Here is an 18,958-nt window from a genome sequence, read left to right on the forward strand (position 1 = left end):
TTTATTCTCCTATTTTTTGACAACTGTGTTATTACCAATTTCTTGCCATTGATAATAACAACGTAATAATTTTTCGTTTTTATGCGGTTGATATTTGAATCTTAATGGCCTTGAGATATTCTGATTATTTTCTCCCATTGCTTCATTAGCAACATTAAAGCAGCCAATAATTGATGGCTCCTGAAAATCTGAATATATCGCTACTGCTCTACCAGTTATATCAGCGACAACTTGGGGAATTATTTGAGAATTCATCCCTCCACCACAGGCAACGATTGTATCCTTTGTATTGGATACTGTTTTACTTAATTGTTTAATTTTTTGAGAAATTGCAAAACCAATGTCTAATGGTACACTGCCAACAATTTCCTTTTTGGTTATTTTCTTAGAAAGTGGTGGTAACATATACCAACCTCCATAACCATTAATTCCTGTAGATTTACGAAAACTTTGTGTAGTTAAATTTGCAAGTATTTTTTGTTCACTAGACAAAGAAATATCTTCTTCTATTTCTTTATAACTGGTTTCAGGCAATAATACCTGTCTAGCGTATTCATAATTAAGACCTGTGACACCTGGATTATATTCTAAGACATAATCGTCACCGCCAAGATCCAAATCAAGCCAGCAATTAGTATCACTTGAAGCTTCTTTTGAACGAATACAAACTGGACTAGTTGTTCCGGAAACCAGGCACAAGGTACTAGTATCTTGTGCATCTGTGATGGCTCTCATTGCTAGTTGAGTATCAGCTCCCCCAATTACGAAATCACAGCTACTTTGACGATTAATTCCAAAACTCTCTAGCATATCTATATTGGTTACTTTAAATTTAGTACCTGTTTTAACAATAGTAGGTAATCTAATGTTAGTTAATCCGAATATATCTAATAGGTTTTTATCCCAATTTTTAGTATGTAAATCGAATAATTGTGTTTCAACAGCTTGTGAATATTCAATTACTAACTTATTGCAAAACAGTAATGCAAAAGCTTCGCTTAAACTTGTAAATGAACAAACTTTAGCAAATAATTCTGGTCGATCATGCTTTAATCCTACTAATTTCATTGCCAAAAAATCTGCAGATAAGCTTCGTGTGGTAATATTTTGAATTTGGATAAAATTATCAACGTAATCGTTAATAAAACGTTCCCCTCTACTATCAATATTAGGAATACCAAAAAGTAATTTTTGATTTTCATCAGTTAAAAAGAATGTCTGTCTAGCTCCTGAAACAGTAATTGCTGAGATATGGTTATCAAATGAACTTAAAACTTTTTTAGAAGCAGTTTGAAGATTCCTCATAAAAGTTGGAATATCAATTAACATTCCTCCATTTTTATCAGACTGATATTCATTAGAAATATGCTGCAGGTCATAAACCTTACCTAGATTGTCCATTAAACAAACTCGACTGCTACCTGTTCCAATATCTATGAGCAAGTAAAACTTCTTGTCAGCCATATTAATTGCTTCCTATTACAGTCGGATTCATCAAATTTGCATGCTTATAATCTTTATTTAAGAAGTTCAGAATAGATTGAACAGCAATTTCTGATTGATGAAGTACAACTTCATAAGTAGAGCCACAGATATGTGGTGTACAGATGACGTTATCAAGTAGAGCTAATTTCATATCATCTTTTGTTTTTGGTGGTTCAACATCTAAAACGTCAAGTATTGCGCCACTAATTTGCTTATTGACCAATGCATCATACAAGTCATCGTTATTAACTACTGCTGACCTTGAAGTATTAACAAATAGTCCATTCTTATTCATTAAATCAAAGTATTTAGCATCAATCATTCTTTCAGTTTCTTTAGTTACTGGTAAGTGAACAGATACGATATTAGATTTCTTAAAAATAGTGGCAAGATCAGTCTTTTCTACTGGACCGTCTGCATGTTCAACATATGGATCGTAGAAATACATTTTACAACCAAATGCTTCAAGCAAGTGAGCTGCTTTACGTGCAACTGCTCCAAAACCGACAAAGCCAATAGTTTGTGAATATAACTCATGCCCTTTCCAAATATAGTAAGGAGTTGTACCAGGTACCCACTTACCGTCAAGGATCCATTGTCTTGCTGGAATAATTTGTCTTTGCTGCATGACTAAAGTACCAACTAACATTTCAGCAACGGCTTCAGCATTTCTTGCTGGAGTGTGGATTAACGGTACATTATGTGCTGTTACTGCTGGAACATCAATATTCTCTGGAGTTGATCGACAATCAACAATTAATTTTAAATTTGTTGCTGCATTTAAAACTTTGTCGTTAATTTGGTCCAGTTCTGTAATTAAAACGTCCGGATTAACTTCAGCCATTTTTTCAGCCATTTCATCTGGATAGAATCGCTTACCATCTTTTGTCCATGGATCGTAAACAACTTCATCAAATTTATCAGCTAATTTAGCACGTAAATCATCAACAATTTCTGCACGAATATAAATTTTCATTTTTTAATAAAACTCCTCTACTTTTCCATCAGTCAAATATTTATTTAAGTTATATGGTGAATAAACACCTTTATCTGTTACAATTCCTCCAATTAATTCCGGTGGTGTTATATCAAATGCGGGATAAATTGCATGGACATCAGGAGCACAAACCCGAGTTCCCTGAAATTCAAGAACTTGATTAGGATCACGAAATTCAATTTTAATTGAATTAGTATCTTTTTTATCTGTATCAGGTATACCTGTTACAAAATATGGCACACCAACACGATTTGCTAAAATAGCAATTTGTTTAGTTCCAATTTTATTAGCAATATGCCCATCCATTGCAATGGTATCTGCGGCAGAAGTATAAAAGTCAATTCGTTCATGTTCTAGCCCAAAATTGATCATGTTATCTGTTAGCACAGTTGTATCAAAACCTGATTCAGCAAAACAACTAGCAGTTAATCTTGCACCTTGCATAAATGGCCGAGTTTCTGCATCATAAATCTTAAAAACTTTATTAGTTCTTCTTGCAGCACGAATAATTGCACCAATAATTGTTTCTCCATAGCACTGAGTTAAAATACCTGAATGATCGGGGAATAAATCAACTAGATAATCGCCAACCTTTTGCATTGTTGAGTAGCGACGATTTAATGAATCTACGGTATCCTCAACAATTGCATCAATGGGACTGCTACCATCTTGAATTGCTTTCTTTGCAACCTCATAAGCTCTATCAGTTATTTTTTTGTAGCGATTAGCTGTTGTTGGTCTAGCATTTCCAAGTTCTTGGCTTGCCTGAAGCAAAAACTCAAGTTGCTTGTCTTCGGCCATATCTTTACATTGATAAGCTGCTAATGCCATGCCCATGCCAACCGCTGTATACGGTCCAGCACTTTGAGTTACCATATCTTGAATAGCTTTAATGACTTCATGATAATTTTTACAAATCACAAAATGCTTTTTAGTTGGATAAACTCTTCGATCAAGAATTTTTACGATGCCATTCTCATACCAAGCAACATTTTCATATTTTAAAAGGAATGGCATTCCTTTGTCTTCTCTTTTCAAATTATGTCTCCTTATATGATTGAATCAGAAATTTCTGCAATATCTGAAATCAGTTGATTACCAGCACTATAAAGTTTTCTATTTAAAATTAAGTCCGTACCAATTTTAATTAGAGCCTTTGAAACAATATTTCTTTGTTCAACGTTCGTAATAGAAGTTATTTCTAAAACTTTTGAATCGCCAACTGTTCTTCTAATAATTTCTGTACCTGCATAACCAAGAGAATCAGCAATGATTGAAGAAATATAAGAGTTTTCAAATTTTCTTTCTTTATACAAAGGAAATTCAACTAATTCATCATATTTCAGATAAAGCTTTTTAATTGTTAAGTCAAAAATATCTTCAATAGTATTCTCAAGCCAAGTCATGAATTCAGAATTTTTATTTTCTTTTTTGCTGTATTCAACAACTAATGGGAAAACCAAATTACCAAGTACATTCCCAATGTCATAACCAATTGGACCATAGAAGGCGAATTCTGGATCAATAATTTTAATTCCATTTTGATTAATAAAAATAGAGCCACTGTGTAAATCACCATGTAATAATGCCTGGGCATTATTCATAAAATTATTTCTAAGCTCTGCTACATTAGCCTTTAATTCATCGTTTTCATACAAATTTTGTTTAACAAAATTATCTAGAGCATCATCAAATGTATTACGATTCTTATAGTTGTAGTATGGTTCTGTTAAAACCAAATCTTCAGTAATATCACATAAATCGACATTAATAAATTCTTTAACTACATTCTTCTTTTGATGCCGATCGAATATTAAGTCAGTTGTAGGTAAAAGAGCATCTACCATAAATGACGAAATTTGTTCTGCTAATTTTGGAAAAATTTTTTCAGCATGCAATTCTTTACGTAAGTTTTTATAGGCAGAAACGTCTTCCATAATGATTGCTGACATCGTTTCATCATAGTTATACATTTTAGGAACCATACCATTGGTTAGTTTCCCTTCAATGCTTAAAGTCTTATATTCAAGTACATTTCTATGTCGATCTAGTTCTCTTCCAGAAGTTCTGATTTTATTATCAGCCTGCTTAACTACAACTGATTTTTGAGAATTGGCAACTGAGTAAACGTAATTAATATTACCGTCACTAATCTCTTTACTCTTTAAATCTGATACATCAGTTCCATCAAAAATATTTGTCTTATCTTTAACATATTGTTTGACTGTTTCAGTATTTAATAAAAAATGTTTTGAATAATCCATTTTATTTCCTTTGATTTTTAATTTATTGCTTCACTTACTTTGTCTGTTGTTTTAGTCTCGAAATTATCGTAACCGGATTCTGGAGTAACTTTAACTCTAGGAAAATCAAGAATGACAAACAAAATACTACATATCAGAGTTAGGTAGCAATACCAAACCCAAGGCATAATTGATACTGGGGATACCTTTGCCATTGCTCCCGCAACTAACAATTGACCAGCATATGGAATTAAACCTTGAACGTGGGTTGCATACATTGAAAGCAAAGTAGCAACTCTTGACCTTGCTAAATGGAATTTATGTCCAATTTCTTCTGCTAATGGTGCTACAGTGATAATTGCAATCGTATTATTAGTAGTTGCTACACAAAGTAAAGTTACGAGCATACCGATTGAAAATTCAGCTCCACGCTTGGTCTTAGTTTCTTTACCCAGCTTATCCATTAACCACTGGATTCCGCCAAGATACTTCATGACTTCAACTAGTCCACCAACAAAAATTGCAATAATGGACATATCTTCCATTCCAGCCATTCCACTTTGAACATAAGTCATCGAACCAATTAAGCTAAAGTCACCATGAATAATTCCAATGACAATACCTGATAAAACTCCAATAATCATTACTGGCATAACATTCATTCCAACAAGTGATAGGATAATGACCAATAAGTAAGGAATAATATCAACTAAGTTATATGAATACGAACCACTCATAGAGACAGTTTTAATAGGATAAATAGCTAACAAAATAATATTAATTACAAGGGCTGGAAGATAAGTTATGATATTTAATTTGAACTTTTCACGTTGCATTACACCTTGAGTTTGTGCAGAAGCAATAGCAGTTGCAGAAATAAACGAGTTATTATCACCAAACATTGCCCCACCAACAACGATACCAGCCATTAACGCTGGATTAACACCAGTCTTAACAGCTACATCAACAGCTACAGGCATTAATGCAGCAACGGTACCCATTGAGGTACCCATAGCAAAACTCAAAATACAGCCAATAACGAATATCCCTGGCAATATCATTTGTGATGGCAATAAACTTAGTCCTAAATTAGTAATTGAAGAAACAGCATGCATTTTAGTGGCAACGCCTTGAAAGGCCCCAGCTAAAATAAAAATCACTACCATCATGATTAAGGTTGGTTCACCACCACCCTTACAGAATGTCATTACTTTTTGGTCAAAACTTTGTTTTTCTGTTCCTTTTGGTGGTGTTAATGCAAAAGAAACCATTGAAGCAATAATCATTCCGACTAGTAACGGCATACTGTCAAATTTTCCGGTTATAAAACCTGTTAGTGCATATAAAATCAAAAATATAATTAAGGGCATTAGCCCCATGAAACTACCGCTTTTCGATTGAGATAGTTCTTTTTTTTCGTTCATTACAGACCTCCTTTAGTTAAGATCTTTTGATAAGTTTTCTAGTAAGCGCTCACAGTTATAGATTATAATCATAAACAAAATAAATTCAACATAAAACCAAAAAAAGATAATTTTTTATACTTTTATTTTGGTTTTTATTGTTTTTAATTGATTTTTGTGCAATACTGTAAGCGCTGTAAGTTATAAAAATTTTTAAGGAGGTTTATTTTGCAGAATTTTAATTATTACAACCCAGCTAATATGTATTTTGGTAAGGGTGAAGAAAAAAAGGTTGGTCAATTAACTAGTGAATTAACTAAAACCAAAAATGTTTTAGTTCTATTTAGTGGTGATTACTATAATTTCCTTGGTATTTCGGCTGTAATTAAGGAGCAATTTAATAAATTTAAAATCAACTATATTGAAAATGGCGATATTGTTCCTAATCCAGAAGTTTCTTTAGTAAATAAGCTAGCTAATATCGTGCGTGAGAATAAAATCGACTTTATTTTAGCTGTTGGCGGTGGCTCCGTTATTGATACAGCAAAGGCTGTTTCATTTTCAGCACTTTATGATAGTGATGCATGGGACTTTTTCCAAGGTAAAGTAACAGTTGAAAAGTCCCTACCAATTGGTGTAATTTCAACTGCTGCATCATCTGGCTCGGAAATGTCTAATGCTACCATCATCGACAATGGTGAATTTAAGCTCGGTGTAGAAACCAATTTAATTATTCCTAAATTTTCGATTTTGAATCCTGAATACACATTAAAAGTTCCTGCATTCCAAACAGGAGCTGGTATTTCTGATATGATGTCTCATATGCTCGAAAGATATTTTACGATAGTTAAAGATGTTAATTTAACTGATCGTATGCTTGAAGGAGCTATGACTGCTCTAATGGCTACGGCATACAAATTGACTAAAGATCCAACTAACTATGAATTACGTGCTGAAATTATGTGGACTGCTGTAACTGCCCACAATAACTCCCTTGAATCAGGGCGTGAACCTGATTGGGGTTCTCATCGAATTGAACATGAGCTAAGTGCTGAATATGGTATTACTCATGGCGAAGGAATGGCTATTGTCTTTCCAGCTTGGATGAAGTATGTCAGCAAGGAATTGCCAGATAAATTTGTTCAGCTTGCCAGTCGGATGTTTAATATTGACACTTATGCATTTTCACAAGAAGAAGTAATCGACCTTTTGATTAAACGATTTACTGACTTCTTCACTATGGTTGGTATGCATAAGAGCCTAAAAGAAATTGGTATAAAAGACGATTCTAAATTTAAAGAAATGGGACTACATGCCACCCATGATGATAAGGTTCCTGTAGGTCACTACAAGAAGTTATATTCTGATGACATTGTTAAAATTTTGAACATTGCATTATAATCGTGTTAATAATTTACAAATTATAATGAAAAAAACGTATAATATTATCTTGCTGATCATTTATTTGGTTTTAGTATTTAATATGGTTATTAAGTTTATTCCCAATGTATTGGCAATAATGCTTGCATTAGTAGTACTACTACCGTTAATCATTGCTAAAGTTAAAAATTATAATAAATAGTATCTTTAGATTAATAAGTTAAAGTATCTCCTTCATTTAATAATTCAATCTACTAGGCTATTACAAATTATTTATTGCACACAAAAAAGACCTTCAAGTTTATTGAAGGTCTTTTGTTGTTTAAATGTTAAAAATCAATTGTTAGCTTTTGCTTCGACAAATTTATTAACTAAGTAAAGGTTGATTGCAAACAGTACCACAGCAATCAAAAGTAAAATGCCAACTGAGCTGCTAACGCCCGCTGTATATTGTCCAGCAATAAAATTAAGTGGATAGTTTAATGCCTGTGGTAAGAAATTAAATACTGATAAAATTGGTCGGCAAATGCCATACAGGAAGAAAAACCAACACAGCATTAATATCACGCTATTTGACCTACTATTAAAAATATTGCCAATTAGTTGCCAGCAAAAGCAAACTAAGTTAATTGCTAAAATGACTACAATAACTAGCAATAAAACTAAGCTGACTAATTCTACAAGTCTGCCGGCAGCCATGCCATTGTAAGTGATGATTTGGCTGTCTTTATGCAGTTCTTGTAGAAAGTCAACGTGAAAGTTTTTACTCGTGATAAAAGAAATGCCAAAAACAAAGCCTAACGCAAGTAATTGCAAGAATGCCAGATAAACTGCACTAATAATCGTGCTTGCAAAATCAATTAAGAAAAAATTGGTATCACTTACGGGAATTAGTCGCCAAGTTTGACTAGTACAATTTTGCTGCGTCTTGGACACAGCAACTAGAAAGAAAATTAATTGACATAAAAAGCTCAGAGAAATTATGAAAATCCCCCACTGCGGGAAAAAGTCATTCATTTCCAAACGGTTAAAATAAACGTTCATTGCATTATGATTAAGCCAATTTAAAGCTGCAATAACAAATGCAGCCAATAATTGAATGCCGATTAATAAGTGTGCGGTCCCTCTTTTTTGCTTAAACATTACGCCAAATAACTTAGTAAAATTAGTCATTTTTATGCCTTCTTGCTGTTAAACAATTATTTATTTTGCTTTGCTTCAAACGATTTATTAATAAATAACAGATCGATTGCACCCACGAATAAGTTAAAGATCACTAAAATGCTAATACTGCTCAACAATTGCAGCTTCGCTGCTCCTTGATACATTAATTCAAATGGTAAATTAAAGATCGGTAAGAGAGTGTTAGTGACACTAACCCCAAGCCAGCAAATCAGTAAAATAATAATTACTCTAACAATCGTTAATGTCAGCTTTCCTGAAAAATGTGGTAAAAAGTCAACAATTGTCTGACTGCTGAAATTTAAAAAGCTCACTGTAAAATAGATAGCTAAAACGATAAGAGCTAGTACAGCCAAAATTTGGCACCACTTTAACCAACCAAGTTTAGCCATGTCACTAAAGAAGCTTACAAGCATTGATTGTTGACCGCTCAATAAGTATTGCAGCAGCATCGGTCCGATTCCACAAATAAATTCTAGTAAGACCAGGATAGCAAATGAAGCCAGTGAGCTAGCAATATTACTTAAATAAATAGTATTTTCAGTTGCTGGAACTAGCCGCCAAGTTTGACTACGGTTGATCTTTTCCGTATCAGACACGGTACCAATTAAGCTGCCCAAGACAATGATGAATCCAGTCCACATAACGACTCTTGTTAAATTGAATAAAAAGCTATGAAACGTGGTGAAAAACGGATCACCCTGAATTGCAATTGCCTTAAAGGTCATCACGCCTGCTAAAATAGCGGCAGCAATTAGTTGGATAACAAAAATTTGCAACGACTTTTTACTTTTACTTCTAAATAATTCTTTAAATAACTGTCCAAAACTTGTCATAGCAGTGCCTCCCTACTTCAGTTACTTATTTGGTGCCGCTTCAAAAAATTTATTAATTAAAAACATGTTGATTAGAAGAAGAGCAATATCTAGTACCAAATAAATCAGAATTGCTTTACCCAAGCCGGTACTTGCACTACCTAACAAACCCATTGGCGACGTTATAAGTCTGCCAAATATTTTAAACAGTGTCGTTAGCAATCTCATAATTAAAATGATCAATACAACCTGGACTATGAATACCCCAGTCTTACTAGACATCCCCGGCAAATAATCCATAATTGACCGCGTGGCAAAATTTAAAAAACTAATAATTAGGTAGGTAAATAGACTAAATAAAATGATAAAGCAGATTATTTGTAAGACATTGCCAACAACAATATTAAAGTGCAATCCACTTCCAGCTTTAAATCCATTGACAAAAGACTTAATTGTATCGTTGAAAACATCTTTAAATAGTAATGAACTAAGCCCAACTAGTACAGCAGTAATTACAAATTGCGCTACCATTAGATAAATGACTGATGCAAACGAACTCAAAATATTATCCAAATAAAACATTTCATCATTAACCGGTGCTAGGCGCCAAGTTTGACTGCGATTGAAGCGCTCATTTTTAACACAAGTAACAATTAGATAAATTGGTAAGGCAACAAAACTAAAGAGACCGAAAAGTATGTAGCTTAATGGCTCGATATCGCGCCAATCTTCACTTGAAAAGTCTTTATTAATAATTAAGTTGCACACTGTAATTAACAAAATTGCCATAGCAGCGACAAATTGAATGATAATTACCGCATTAGCATTCCGTCTCTTTTGCTTAAAAAGTTCTTTAAATAAATGCTTAAAAACTGTCATTTTTTACCTCAAATTACTTATTTTGCTTTGCTTCAAAGAATCTGCTAACAAGGAACATGTTAATGGCTGCCAAGACTACATCAAGTACCGTAAACAAGCCTACTGCTGGCCAGATAGTTAAATGTTCTACGCCCAACATGTAGCTTAATGGCGAGGTAATAACTGGTTTAATAAACTGGTAAATCTCGGTTAAAAGCCACATAATAGCAATAATTAAAATTAAGCGAATGATTGTCACAACTAGCTTGCTTGAAACTGCCGGCAAGAAGTCAACGATTGCCTGACTGCTAAAGTTTAAAAAGCTGATAACTAGGTAAACTAATAACCCAAGCAGAATGGTGATTAATGCTATACCAAGTAAGTCAGCAATCGTGGCATTACTTTGGTTGCCTTTTCTGATTATTGCCATCATATTATCCCAGCCGTTTTTAATTCGTTTATTAGCTAAGTAGCTAATGCCAAACAAAATTATCGAACTAATTACCTGCAATAAGGCTAAGTAGATAAAGTTAACAAACGAGCTAAGTGTGTTGTCTAAGTAAATGTTGGCATCACTCAGTGGCGCTAACCGCCATGTTTGACTGTGGTTAATCTGTTCAGTTTGAAAGCTAGTGATAATTAGGTAAATTAGCAAAAACAAAAAACTAAATGCGAAAAAGAAAATAAATAAAAACGGTAAAAATAAATCTATTTTGCGTTCACTACCACTAACTATCATATTTCCTTCAAAATAGGCAAATACCGTAGTAACGAAAGCACTTAAAAATTGCAGCAAAATTATTACATGGGCCTTTTTGCATTTTTGCTTAAATAATTCGGTAAATAAACGTTCAAAAGCAGCCATTAGTCTTCCTCATCCCCATCATAAAGTCCTTCGTAATATTGCTCAATGGTTTCATGATTGCTGCGAATTTCGTCGGCTGACTTATGAGCATAAATAGTTTGGTCTTTAATAATTACGACTTCATCAAGTAGTGATGCAATTTCGTTAACAAAATGGTCTGAAATAAGAATCGTTGCGTTATCATTCTTCCAAAGAATAATCGAATTGATAATCTTTTTGCGTGCCATTGCGTCGATACCACCAAATGGTTCATCAAGTAGGTACAGATCAGCCTTGCGAGCAAAAGTCAGGGCAATAATCAGCTTTTCACGCATTCCCCGTGATAATTGACTAAGGCGCATTTCAAGATCTAGTTTCATAAATCTGCGCAATTGCTCAAATTCCGACTTATCGAAATCTTGGTAGACAACTTCGTAAAAGTCAACAACAGCCTTGATTTTAGTAGAATCATTAAAGCCAGTTAAGCCATCAGTAAATGACAAATGTGCTTTTTTCTCAGCGTCCTTGTCAAAACCATCAATTTTTACGCTACCGCGGTAATTTTTAGCCATTCCACTAATAATCCGCATTAATGTGGTCTTACCTGCCCCATTTTCTCCAAGAAGTGCAACGATTTTACCCGGTTGCAAAGTTAAATTGACATCTTTTAAAATCAATTTTTGGTTTTTCTTGTAAGTTACATCTTTAATTTCAAGTACATTTTCCATTACAAAACTCCTTACTTCAAATAATTCGTTAAAATCGAACTAAGCTGATCGTTTGTGACCCCCAAAGCATTCATGCTCTGCACAAACTTGTCTAACTCACCATTAATCAAATTTTGCTTAGTCTGCGCTAGTAAATCCGTATCTTCTGTGACAAAATTTCCTTCGCCACGCTTAGTGTATAAAATTCCTTCATCATTCATCTGTTGCAACGCCCGCTGTACCGTGTTTACATTAACCGTTAACTGCACTGCCAATTTACGTACCGACGGGATCTTTTCTCCAGGCTGTAATTTGCCGACAACAATCTCACGGTAGAGATATTGCTTGATCTGCAGATAAATAGGAATATTATCCTTAAATTCCAAAAGTTCACCTTCCGTTCTCACTGTACTATTTTCCTAACACACTTATATAGTAACCTATTTAGTGTTTTAAAGCAATCCTTTTTAAGTTAGTTCCAATGTTCCACAAATACATTTTTTGTCATTGTGCAAAATAAAAAGCTCATTTTAGTTGATATATCAGCTTTAAAATGAGCTTTTTTGAAAATTAAGTTATTTGTGCATAACTTTTTAAAAACAAGCAAAAGTTAATTTTACTTAGAGAAATAAGCGTTTGTTGCCCTCAAATATTTTTAATAAAACACTGGATTATTGATGATTTTGTTCCACTACTTATTATTAGTAACGTTCAATTCTGCCATCTTAACCATTACGTCAACGGCTTTGTACATTGACTCCAAAACGGTATATTCATAACGGCCGTGCATGTTTTCCTCACCAGCAAACAGATTAGGACATGGCAGACCCATGTAAGTTAATTGCGAACCATCTGTGCCCCCACGAACTGGATCTTCGTTAATCGTCAACCCCTCTGCCTTATATGCATCACGAGCCAAATTAACAATATCCATGTGTTTAGCTAACTCATCGGCCATGTTGTAATATTGATCCCACATCTTGAGCTTAATCCGCTCAGTACCAAACTCGGCATTCATCTTGTCAACAATCGACTTAACCAAGTTCTTACGTTGTTCAAGACCATCGCGCTCAAAGTCACGAATAATGTAGTCCAAATGTGCATTATCAACGGTACCAGTAAAGTTCATTAAATGATAAAACCCTTGCTTGCCGTCTGTTTCTTCTGGTACTTCCATTTGCGGTAATTGATTTTGGAAATTGATTCCAACTTGGACAGCATTAATCATTTGGCCCTTGGCAACTGCTGGATGCACGTTAACACCCTGAATATCAAGACTGAATTGCGCTGCCGAGAAAGTGCCCCAATCAAGTTTACCTGGAGCTTCACCATCAACAGTAAAGGCAAAGTCTGCGCCAAATTCAGCTACATCAAAGTGTTCTGCGCCTGTACCAATTTCTTCATCTGGGGTAAAGGCAAGGCGAATTTTACCATGCTTAACTTCTGGATGAGTGAGTAAGTATTCAGCAAATGTTACTAACTCGGACACACCACACTTATCATCGCCGCCAAGTAAGGTATCACCAGATGCCGTAATAATCGTTTGTCCCTGATAATTTTTTAAATGCGGAAAAACTTCAGGATCTAAATAAAATTCAGAATCACCCAATTGAATTTTGGACTTGCCATCATAGTTTTCGTGGATTTGCGGCTTAACATTTTCAGAGTTAAAGTCAGCTGTATCACTGTGAGCCAAAAAGCCCATTACCGGCACGTTTTCAGAAATATTGGCCGGAATTTCGGCAATCACACAACCAGACTTTTGGTTATAATGAACGTCACTTAAACCTAATCCCTTCAGGTCACTCATGATAACCTGTTTTTGAAAGTTTTCCTCTCGCTCTGTCGACGGAAAACGGTCAGAATGCTCATCAGAGCGTGAATTAACCTGGACATATTTTAAAAATCTTGGTAACAAATTTGGATATTCCATTTTTTCTCCTTAAATTAAACTAAATCTTGAAACGGATTGGTTGAAACCTGAGAAACAGCAACTTCTACCTGCCAGTCTTGCTCAGTATTCCACTTTTGCAGTAAGTCAAAGACCCGATACTTAAATAGCTTCTCGGCATAATGCCCTGGGTCAACTACCGTCAATCCTGCAGAAATCATATCATGACCGGTATGATAATAAACATCCCCCGTAATAAAGGCATCTAATCCTTCATTAACTGCACGGTGCCAATACTTACCACCATCACCACAAATAAAGCCAACACTAGAAATCAATTTTTGGTTATTGGAAGTGATTAGCCGCGCCATTTTAATACCCATCTTTTGCTTAACATAGTAAGCAAAATCATAGGCAGTCATCACTTGTGGCAGTTTACCCTTGCGTCCAATTGCAATGCCGTCATCATCCAAGCAAAATGGCTCAATGTCAGTCAGTCCTAGTTCTTCTGCCTGCCAATCACTTGAACCATTTTGCGCCTTATCAGAATTAGTGTGGATTGAATAGACAGTAATGCCATGTGCAATAATCTGACCGTACATTGCATTTTGCGGATCAGCAAAATCTAAATTACGCGCTGGATGAAACATTAATGGGTGGTGACTAATGATCAAATTAGCATCTTGACTGATTGCTTCTTCAACAACTTGTGGCCGCACATCAAGTGTTGTTAGCACTTTGGTAACTGGCTGCTCCAGCGAGCCGATTTGGAGTCCGACAGGATCACCCTGACTAGCAATTTCTTCGGGAAAATCTTGCCGCAAACGCTTGACTATCTCTTTAACCTTGGTCATCTAATTCCTCCTTAATCATTGTAATTTCATGTTCAATTTGCTCAATATGCTCTGTATCTTTATTTTTAGCCTTGTTTAGATTGACCAGTAATTTCTGGTGGTATGCTAGTTGACCACGCCACTTTTGGTAGAAGACCGGATTTTTAGCCTTTAAAATTAATGGGCCAAAGAAAATCTCCGCGTCATTTAACTTTACTGGGGCTGGCACACGAACGGCTTTAATTAGCTCATAGGTATGACCAGCTTCTGCAATTAAGTCCTCGGCTTCAATCTGATAACTATGGTCTACCAGCCACTTGCGTACGCCGGGTTCACCCACATTGGGTTCAAGTACCAAAGTTGGAAACTGAAAGCCATTTTGCCAAGCGGAATTGAGAATCTCCGTCATTAATTTACCGCCCATTCCAGCAATCACAACCGTATCAATCCGATCTTCATGAGTGATTGTTTCAAGACCGGCACCTAGCCGCACTTCAATTTGTTGCTCAAGCCCAGCCTGAGTAATATCCTCTTGGGCATTGGCCAGTGGACCTTGAGCAATATCGCTGGCAATTGCGTAGTCGATTTTGCCAGATTGCACGAGTGCGATTGGTAAGTACGCGTGGTCGGTGCCAATGTCAGCCACCCGCGCATCTTGATCCACCATTTGTGCTAAAGTATTTAACCGTAAATTCATTTTTGTTCCTCTGCTCTCTAGGTATCACTCAAATTTTAACATAATAAAATTAGTAGTTGCAGTCAGTAAAACAAAAATTACTAGCTGTTTATTATTTTTCCTTTTTGACAAGTGAAAATTCACGCCTTTTTCAAGAAAATGGTTAGTGGTAAGATGATAAAGAAACGAAAAATTAGGAGGATTTATGGATAGAACTGAACGAGTTACATTAACCAACATGTGTATGATAACTAACGGTGATCAAATTTTGGTCTTAAATCGCAATGATCCCACTTGGCCCGGATTAACTTTCCCCGGTGGCCACGTTGAAGCGCATGAGTCATTCCACGATTCTGTTGTTCGCGAGGTTAAAGAGGAAACAAACTTAACAATTAATCAGCCTCGTTTAGCTGGGATTAAGCAATTCTACGATGATAACGATCACCGCTACATTGTATTTTTCTATATTGCCAATGAATTTACGGGTACAGTGAAGGCCTCAAATGAAGGTTCTTTAACTTGGATGAGTAAGGATGAATTAATGAGCCACAAGCTTGCCTATAATTTTGACCGTGATTTGCTCGTTTACTTTAATGAACAAATTTATGAGCACTTGCTTGACGGCAATCATGACGAATTATTTTAATTAAAAAAGATGATTTTACCGCAATGGATATAATCATCTTTTTTGGTTATTAATCTAAGAAATCACGTAATTGATTAGAGCGGCTAGGATGACGCAGCTTGCGTAAAGCCTTCGCCTCAATCTGCCGAATCCGTTCACGCGTTACACCGAAGACTTTTCCTACTTCTTCAAGTGTCCGTGTCCGGCCGTCATCAAGACCAAACCGCAAACGTAAGACGTTTTCTTCACGATCAGTTAAAGTATCAAGTACTTCTTCTAATTGCTCCTTGAGCATTTCGTAAGAAGCATGTTGTTCAGGACTAGTAGCGTCCTTATCCTTGATGAAATCACCTAAATGTGAGTCGTCTTCTTCACCAATTGGTGTTTCAAGCGACACTGGTTCTTGAGCAATCTTTAAAATATCGCGGACCTTGCTTGTTGGCATATCCATTTCGGCACCAATTTCTTCAGGTACTGGCTCACGACCTAAGTCTTGCAACAATTGCCGTTGAATCCGAATCAGCTTATTGATGGTTTCAACCATATGAACTGGGATTCTAATTGTCCGCGCTTGATCGGCAATAGCACGCGTAATTGCTTGCCGAATCCACCAAGTGGCATAAGTTGAGAACTTAAAGCCAAGACTATAGTCAAATTTATCTACAGCCTTCATTAAGCCCATGTTTCCTTCTTGAATGAGGTCAAGGAAGGACATCCCGCGGCCAACGTAGCGTTTTGCAATAGAAACAACCAACCGCAAGTTAGCTTCTGCTAATTCTTGTTTAGCTTCTTCGTCGCCCTTTTCAATTCTCTTAGCCAAAGAAATTTCTTGGTCAGCGTTCAATAGCGGCACCCGACCAATTTCCTTCAAATACATCCGAACTGGATCGTTCATGCGGACACTTGAAGGAGCTGACATATCTTTTAATTCAGCTTTTTCGACGTCTTTTTGCTTCTTTAAGGCTAATTTTGATGGTTCGCCCTTTTCGTCAACGATACTAATACCGTTGTCTTCAAATTCCTGCACCAGTTGGTCGACAGCCTTACCCTGCAGCTTATATGGCTTAATTAACTGCTTAGTAAACTCGTCTTCTGTTATTGCCTTGTCTTTTTTAACTTCCTTGACAATTTTCTTAACTACCTTATCTAAAGATAGTTCTTCTGTTTTGCTAGTATTTTTCTTTTCTACCACTAAAAAGCCCCCCTTTGACCCTGAATTCTTTTTAACTGCAAAATTTTCTGAGTGATGGCAATAATTTCAGTTGTATCTGTTTTGCGTTTTGCATCCTGCAACTGATTTTCTAAATCTTTCAGCTGTGCATTGATTTTACGCATCTCGATTGCGGCCATCTGCTCTTCAAGTTCGCGGTCAGAAAAATCCTGGGGCATATCTGTCATTTCAGTACTTACTATTATACCTTGAAGTTCGTCAGGAATAAAATCTAAAAAACTATTTATTTCAGGATTTTCGTGTTCTTCACTAAATTTTAACCATAATTCAGCTAAATCGGCATATTTCTCATCAGGAAATAAAAAATTATTTTCAAGTAAAAAATCACGCGCGTGTTCCGAATGCATAAATAGGTATAACAATCGTGTTTGAACCGGATCGATTTTGGCTGTTTGATTACCCTCAATGATTGGTGTTGAATCGTCTTCTAAAATAGGATCAACTGGACCAGCATTATTTTTATGTCTTTGCGCTGCGTTGTTAATCCGCCGTTGTCGAAGCAAATTGACCTTGAGTGAATCCTTAGACACATTTTGCGCCTGCGCAATTCGTTCTAAATAAAGGTCCTGCTCAACGGGATTGGACAGCTCCGCGATTTCTTTGACGGCATCGCTAAGATAAGCGATTTTTTCACGATCATTAGCCAGATTGTACTTTTGAGCTAATCGTTTTAAGAAAAAATCGGTTGGCGTTAGTGCACCCTTAATTTCATCACGATATTTTTCCACGCCGTATTTTTTAACATATTCGTCGGGGTCCAATTTTTCCGGTAAAACAACAATCCCCACATTAAAGCCGCCAGCCTTATCGAACATCTTAGCTGCTCGTTCTTCTGCGTGAACGCCGGGATCATCACCATCATAATTGATAACAATATTTTTGGTGATGCGACGCAACATGTACACTTGCTGATCGGTCAAGCTTGTTCCCATCGAGGCAATTCCGGACTTAATTCCAGCCTTATATGCCGCAATAACATCCATGTACCCTTCATACAAGACCAAATGACCTTCTTCGCGAGCTGCCTTTTTAGCTTCCGCAAAATGAAACAGCAACTTAGATTTAGTAAAAATTTTTGTCTCGGGACTATTGATATATTTAGCTTCTGTCTTGTCAGTTGACAAGCGTCTGCCAGAAAAACCAATTACGTAGTTGCTCTCATTACTAAGCGGAAACATCAGCCGATCGCGAAAACGATCAAAAAGTTCACCATCTTGTGTTTGAACAAATAACCCACTAGCAGCTAATTCATCATCTGAATAACCATGTCCGCGTAAATATGTCAACAAAAGATTGTTCTGTTTGGGCGCATAGCCGATATTGAAGTGGGCAATAATTTCATCATCCAGTTCGCGTGATTGAGCATATTCTAATCCGCGTTTACCAGCTTTGGTTGAGGTTAACACTCGCTGATAAAAGTCACAGGCATCCTGGTGCATTTTAAGCAGTGGATTAGTAGCATGACCTTGCGATTGCCCTGTTTCACCAATATCAATATGAGCAAAATCGGCAACTTTACGAACACTTTCTGGAAAAGTTAAATTATCCTTCTCCATCAAGAATTTAAAAACATTGCCACCTTTGCCGCAGCCAAAGCATTTAAAAAACTGCTTTTCCTCATTAACGGTAAATGAGGGCGTTTTTTCTTCATGAAAAGGGCAAAGACCAATATAGTCTTTGCCCTTCTTTTCAAGTGAGACATACTGGCTGATTACATTGACAATGTTAACATTATTGCGAACTTTAGCAATCGTTTCTTCTGGAATTAAACCAGCCATTCATATCACC

General features: G+C 35.9%; 18 protein-coding genes. 2 read left to right on the top strand and 16 right to left on the bottom strand.

The window, feature by feature from the left end; genetic code table 11:
- Nucleotides 1-9: 9 nt before the first annotated feature.
- The 5 genes from PT287_RS04065 to PT287_RS04085 are packed head-to-tail and all read right to left on the bottom strand — an operon-like array spanning nucleotide 10 to nucleotide 6,149.
- Entirely contained in the window at nucleotides 10-1,464 is a 1,455-nt protein-coding gene (locus PT287_RS04065) for an FGGY family carbohydrate kinase (RefSeq protein WP_277132822.1), read from the bottom strand.
- A gap of 1 nt (nucleotide 1,465) precedes the next feature.
- A complete protein-coding gene (locus PT287_RS04070) occupies nucleotides 1,466-2,461 on the bottom strand; it encodes a 2-hydroxyacid dehydrogenase (protein ID WP_277132824.1) in 996 nt (331 codons plus the stop codon).
- A gap of 3 nt (nucleotides 2,462-2,464) precedes the next feature.
- A complete protein-coding gene (locus PT287_RS04075) occupies nucleotides 2,465-3,520 on the bottom strand; it encodes an S-methyl-5-thioribose-1-phosphate isomerase (RefSeq protein ID WP_277132826.1) in 1,056 nt (351 codons plus the stop codon).
- Nucleotides 3,521-3,531: 11 nt separating this feature from the next.
- Nucleotides 3,532-4,746, bottom strand: coding sequence for an S-methyl-5-thioribose kinase (mtnK, locus tag PT287_RS04080; protein WP_277132828.1), 1,215 nt, complete (start codon nucleotides 4,744-4,746; stop codon nucleotides 3,532-3,534).
- A 17-nt stretch (nucleotides 4,747-4,763) separates the two neighbouring features.
- Nucleotides 4,764-6,149 carry a Na+/H+ antiporter NhaC family protein gene (locus PT287_RS04085; protein ID WP_277132830.1) on the bottom strand — a complete coding sequence of 462 codons (1,386 nt, stop codon included), beginning with the start codon at nucleotides 6,147-6,149 and terminating at the stop codon, nucleotides 4,764-4,766.
- A 207-nt stretch (nucleotides 6,150-6,356) separates the two neighbouring features.
- Between PT287_RS04085 and PT287_RS04090 the strand changes: the two genes are divergently transcribed.
- The gene (locus tag PT287_RS04090; protein ID WP_277132832.1) at nucleotides 6,357-7,529 is read left to right on the top strand and encodes an iron-containing alcohol dehydrogenase; all 1,173 of its coding nucleotides are present in this window, start codon (nucleotides 6,357-6,359) and stop codon (nucleotides 7,527-7,529) included.
- Nucleotides 7,530-7,844: 315 nt separating this feature from the next.
- On the opposite strand, the gene PT287_RS04095 is transcribed toward PT287_RS04090, so the two are convergent.
- The 9 genes from PT287_RS04095 to PT287_RS04135 all read right to left on the bottom strand — a co-directional run bounded on the left by PT287_RS04095 (nucleotide 7,845) and on the right by PT287_RS04135 (nucleotide 15,335).
- A complete protein-coding gene (locus PT287_RS04095) occupies nucleotides 7,845-8,681 on the bottom strand; it encodes a hypothetical protein (protein WP_277132834.1) in 837 nt (278 codons plus the stop codon).
- A 26-nt stretch (nucleotides 8,682-8,707) separates the two neighbouring features.
- Nucleotides 8,708-9,526, bottom strand: coding sequence for a hypothetical protein (locus PT287_RS04100; protein ID WP_277132835.1), 819 nt, complete (start codon nucleotides 9,524-9,526; stop codon nucleotides 8,708-8,710).
- 21 nt (nucleotides 9,527-9,547) lie between these two features.
- On the bottom strand, nucleotides 9,548-10,384 hold the full coding sequence (locus PT287_RS04105) for a hypothetical protein (RefSeq protein ID WP_277132836.1): 837 nt from the start codon (nucleotides 10,382-10,384) through the stop codon (nucleotides 9,548-9,550).
- A gap of 13 nt (nucleotides 10,385-10,397) precedes the next feature.
- Nucleotides 10,398-11,228, bottom strand: a complete 831-nt coding sequence (locus PT287_RS04110) for a hypothetical protein (RefSeq protein ID WP_277132838.1) — start codon at nucleotides 11,226-11,228, stop codon at nucleotides 10,398-10,400.
- Nucleotides 11,228-11,935 (bottom strand): ABC transporter ATP-binding protein, encoded by a 708-nt coding sequence (locus PT287_RS04115; RefSeq protein WP_277132840.1) that lies wholly within the window; start codon nucleotides 11,933-11,935, stop codon nucleotides 11,228-11,230. The genes PT287_RS04110 and PT287_RS04115 overlap by 1 nt, the downstream gene beginning before the upstream one ends.
- 11 nt (nucleotides 11,936-11,946) lie before the next feature.
- Nucleotides 11,947-12,300, bottom strand: coding sequence for a GntR family transcriptional regulator (locus PT287_RS04120; RefSeq protein WP_277132973.1), 354 nt, complete (start codon nucleotides 12,298-12,300; stop codon nucleotides 11,947-11,949).
- A 305-nt stretch (nucleotides 12,301-12,605) separates the two neighbouring features.
- Nucleotides 12,606-13,847 carry a peptidase T gene (gene pepT, locus PT287_RS04125; RefSeq protein WP_277132841.1) on the bottom strand — a complete coding sequence of 414 codons (1,242 nt, stop codon included), beginning with the start codon at nucleotides 13,845-13,847 and terminating at the stop codon, nucleotides 12,606-12,608.
- 14 nt (nucleotides 13,848-13,861) lie between these two features.
- Nucleotides 13,862-14,659, bottom strand: coding sequence for a Nif3-like dinuclear metal center hexameric protein (locus PT287_RS04130; RefSeq protein WP_277132842.1), 798 nt, complete (start codon nucleotides 14,657-14,659; stop codon nucleotides 13,862-13,864).
- Nucleotides 14,646-15,335, bottom strand: coding sequence for a class I SAM-dependent methyltransferase (locus tag PT287_RS04135; RefSeq protein WP_277132844.1), 690 nt, complete (start codon nucleotides 15,333-15,335; stop codon nucleotides 14,646-14,648). The genes PT287_RS04130 and PT287_RS04135 overlap by 14 nt, the downstream gene beginning before the upstream one ends.
- A gap of 184 nt (nucleotides 15,336-15,519) precedes the next feature.
- Between PT287_RS04135 and PT287_RS04140 the strand changes: the two genes are divergently transcribed.
- Nucleotides 15,520-15,960 carry an 8-oxo-dGTP diphosphatase gene (locus tag PT287_RS04140; protein WP_277132845.1) on the top strand — a complete coding sequence of 147 codons (441 nt, stop codon included), beginning with the start codon at nucleotides 15,520-15,522 and terminating at the stop codon, nucleotides 15,958-15,960.
- Nucleotides 15,961-16,009: 49 nt separating this feature from the next.
- Here the strand turns inward: PT287_RS04140 and rpoD are convergent, their stop codons facing one another.
- Nucleotides 16,010-17,131 (bottom strand): RNA polymerase sigma factor RpoD, encoded by a 1,122-nt coding sequence (rpoD, locus tag PT287_RS04145; RefSeq protein ID WP_277132847.1) that lies wholly within the window; start codon nucleotides 17,129-17,131, stop codon nucleotides 16,010-16,012.
- Nucleotides 17,131-18,948 (bottom strand): DNA primase, encoded by a 1,818-nt coding sequence (gene dnaG, locus PT287_RS04150; protein ID WP_277132850.1) that lies wholly within the window; start codon nucleotides 18,946-18,948, stop codon nucleotides 17,131-17,133. Before dnaG ends, rpoD begins: the two co-directional genes overlap by 1 nt.
- Nucleotides 18,949-18,958 lie beyond the last annotated feature (10 nt).

The organism is Lactobacillus sp. ESL0679, from assembly GCF_029433515.1.
Lineage (GTDB): Bacteria > Bacillota > Bacilli > Lactobacillales > Lactobacillaceae > Lactobacillus.

Coding starts and splice junctions, on each gene's coding strand:
- dnaG (WP_277132850.1), bottom strand. CDS start 18,948: ATGGCTGGTTTAATTCCAGAAGAAACGATTGCTAAAGTTCGCAATAAT.
- PT287_RS04095 (WP_277132834.1), bottom strand. CDS start 8,681: ATGACTAATTTTACTAAGTTATTTGGCGTAATGTTTAAGCAAAAAAGA.
- PT287_RS04110 (WP_277132838.1), bottom strand. CDS start 11,228: ATGGCTGCTTTTGAACGTTTATTTACCGAATTATTTAAGCAAAAATGC.
- PT287_RS04105 (WP_277132836.1), bottom strand. CDS start 10,384: ATGACAGTTTTTAAGCATTTATTTAAAGAACTTTTTAAGCAAAAGAGA.
- PT287_RS04130 (WP_277132842.1), bottom strand. CDS start 14,659: ATGACCAAGGTTAAAGAGATAGTCAAGCGTTTGCGGCAAGATTTTCCC.
- PT287_RS04140 (WP_277132845.1), top strand. CDS start 15,520: ATGGATAGAACTGAACGAGTTACATTAACCAACATGTGTATGATAACT.
- PT287_RS04065 (WP_277132822.1), bottom strand. CDS start 1,464: ATGGCTGACAAGAAGTTTTACTTGCTCATAGATATTGGAACAGGTAGC.
- PT287_RS04085 (WP_277132830.1), bottom strand. CDS start 6,149: ATGAACGAAAAAAAAGAACTATCTCAATCGAAAAGCGGTAGTTTCATG.
- PT287_RS04070 (WP_277132824.1), bottom strand. CDS start 2,461: ATGAAAATTTATATTCGTGCAGAAATTGTTGATGATTTACGTGCTAAA.
- pepT (WP_277132841.1), bottom strand. CDS start 13,847: ATGGAATATCCAAATTTGTTACCAAGATTTTTAAAATATGTCCAGGTT.
- mtnK (WP_277132828.1), bottom strand. CDS start 4,746: ATGGATTATTCAAAACATTTTTTATTAAATACTGAAACAGTCAAACAA.
- PT287_RS04115 (WP_277132840.1), bottom strand. CDS start 11,935: ATGGAAAATGTACTTGAAATTAAAGATGTAACTTACAAGAAAAACCAA.
- PT287_RS04100 (WP_277132835.1), bottom strand. CDS start 9,526: ATGACAAGTTTTGGACAGTTATTTAAAGAATTATTTAGAAGTAAAAGT.
- PT287_RS04135 (WP_277132844.1), bottom strand. CDS start 15,335: ATGAATTTACGGTTAAATACTTTAGCACAAATGGTGGATCAAGATGCG.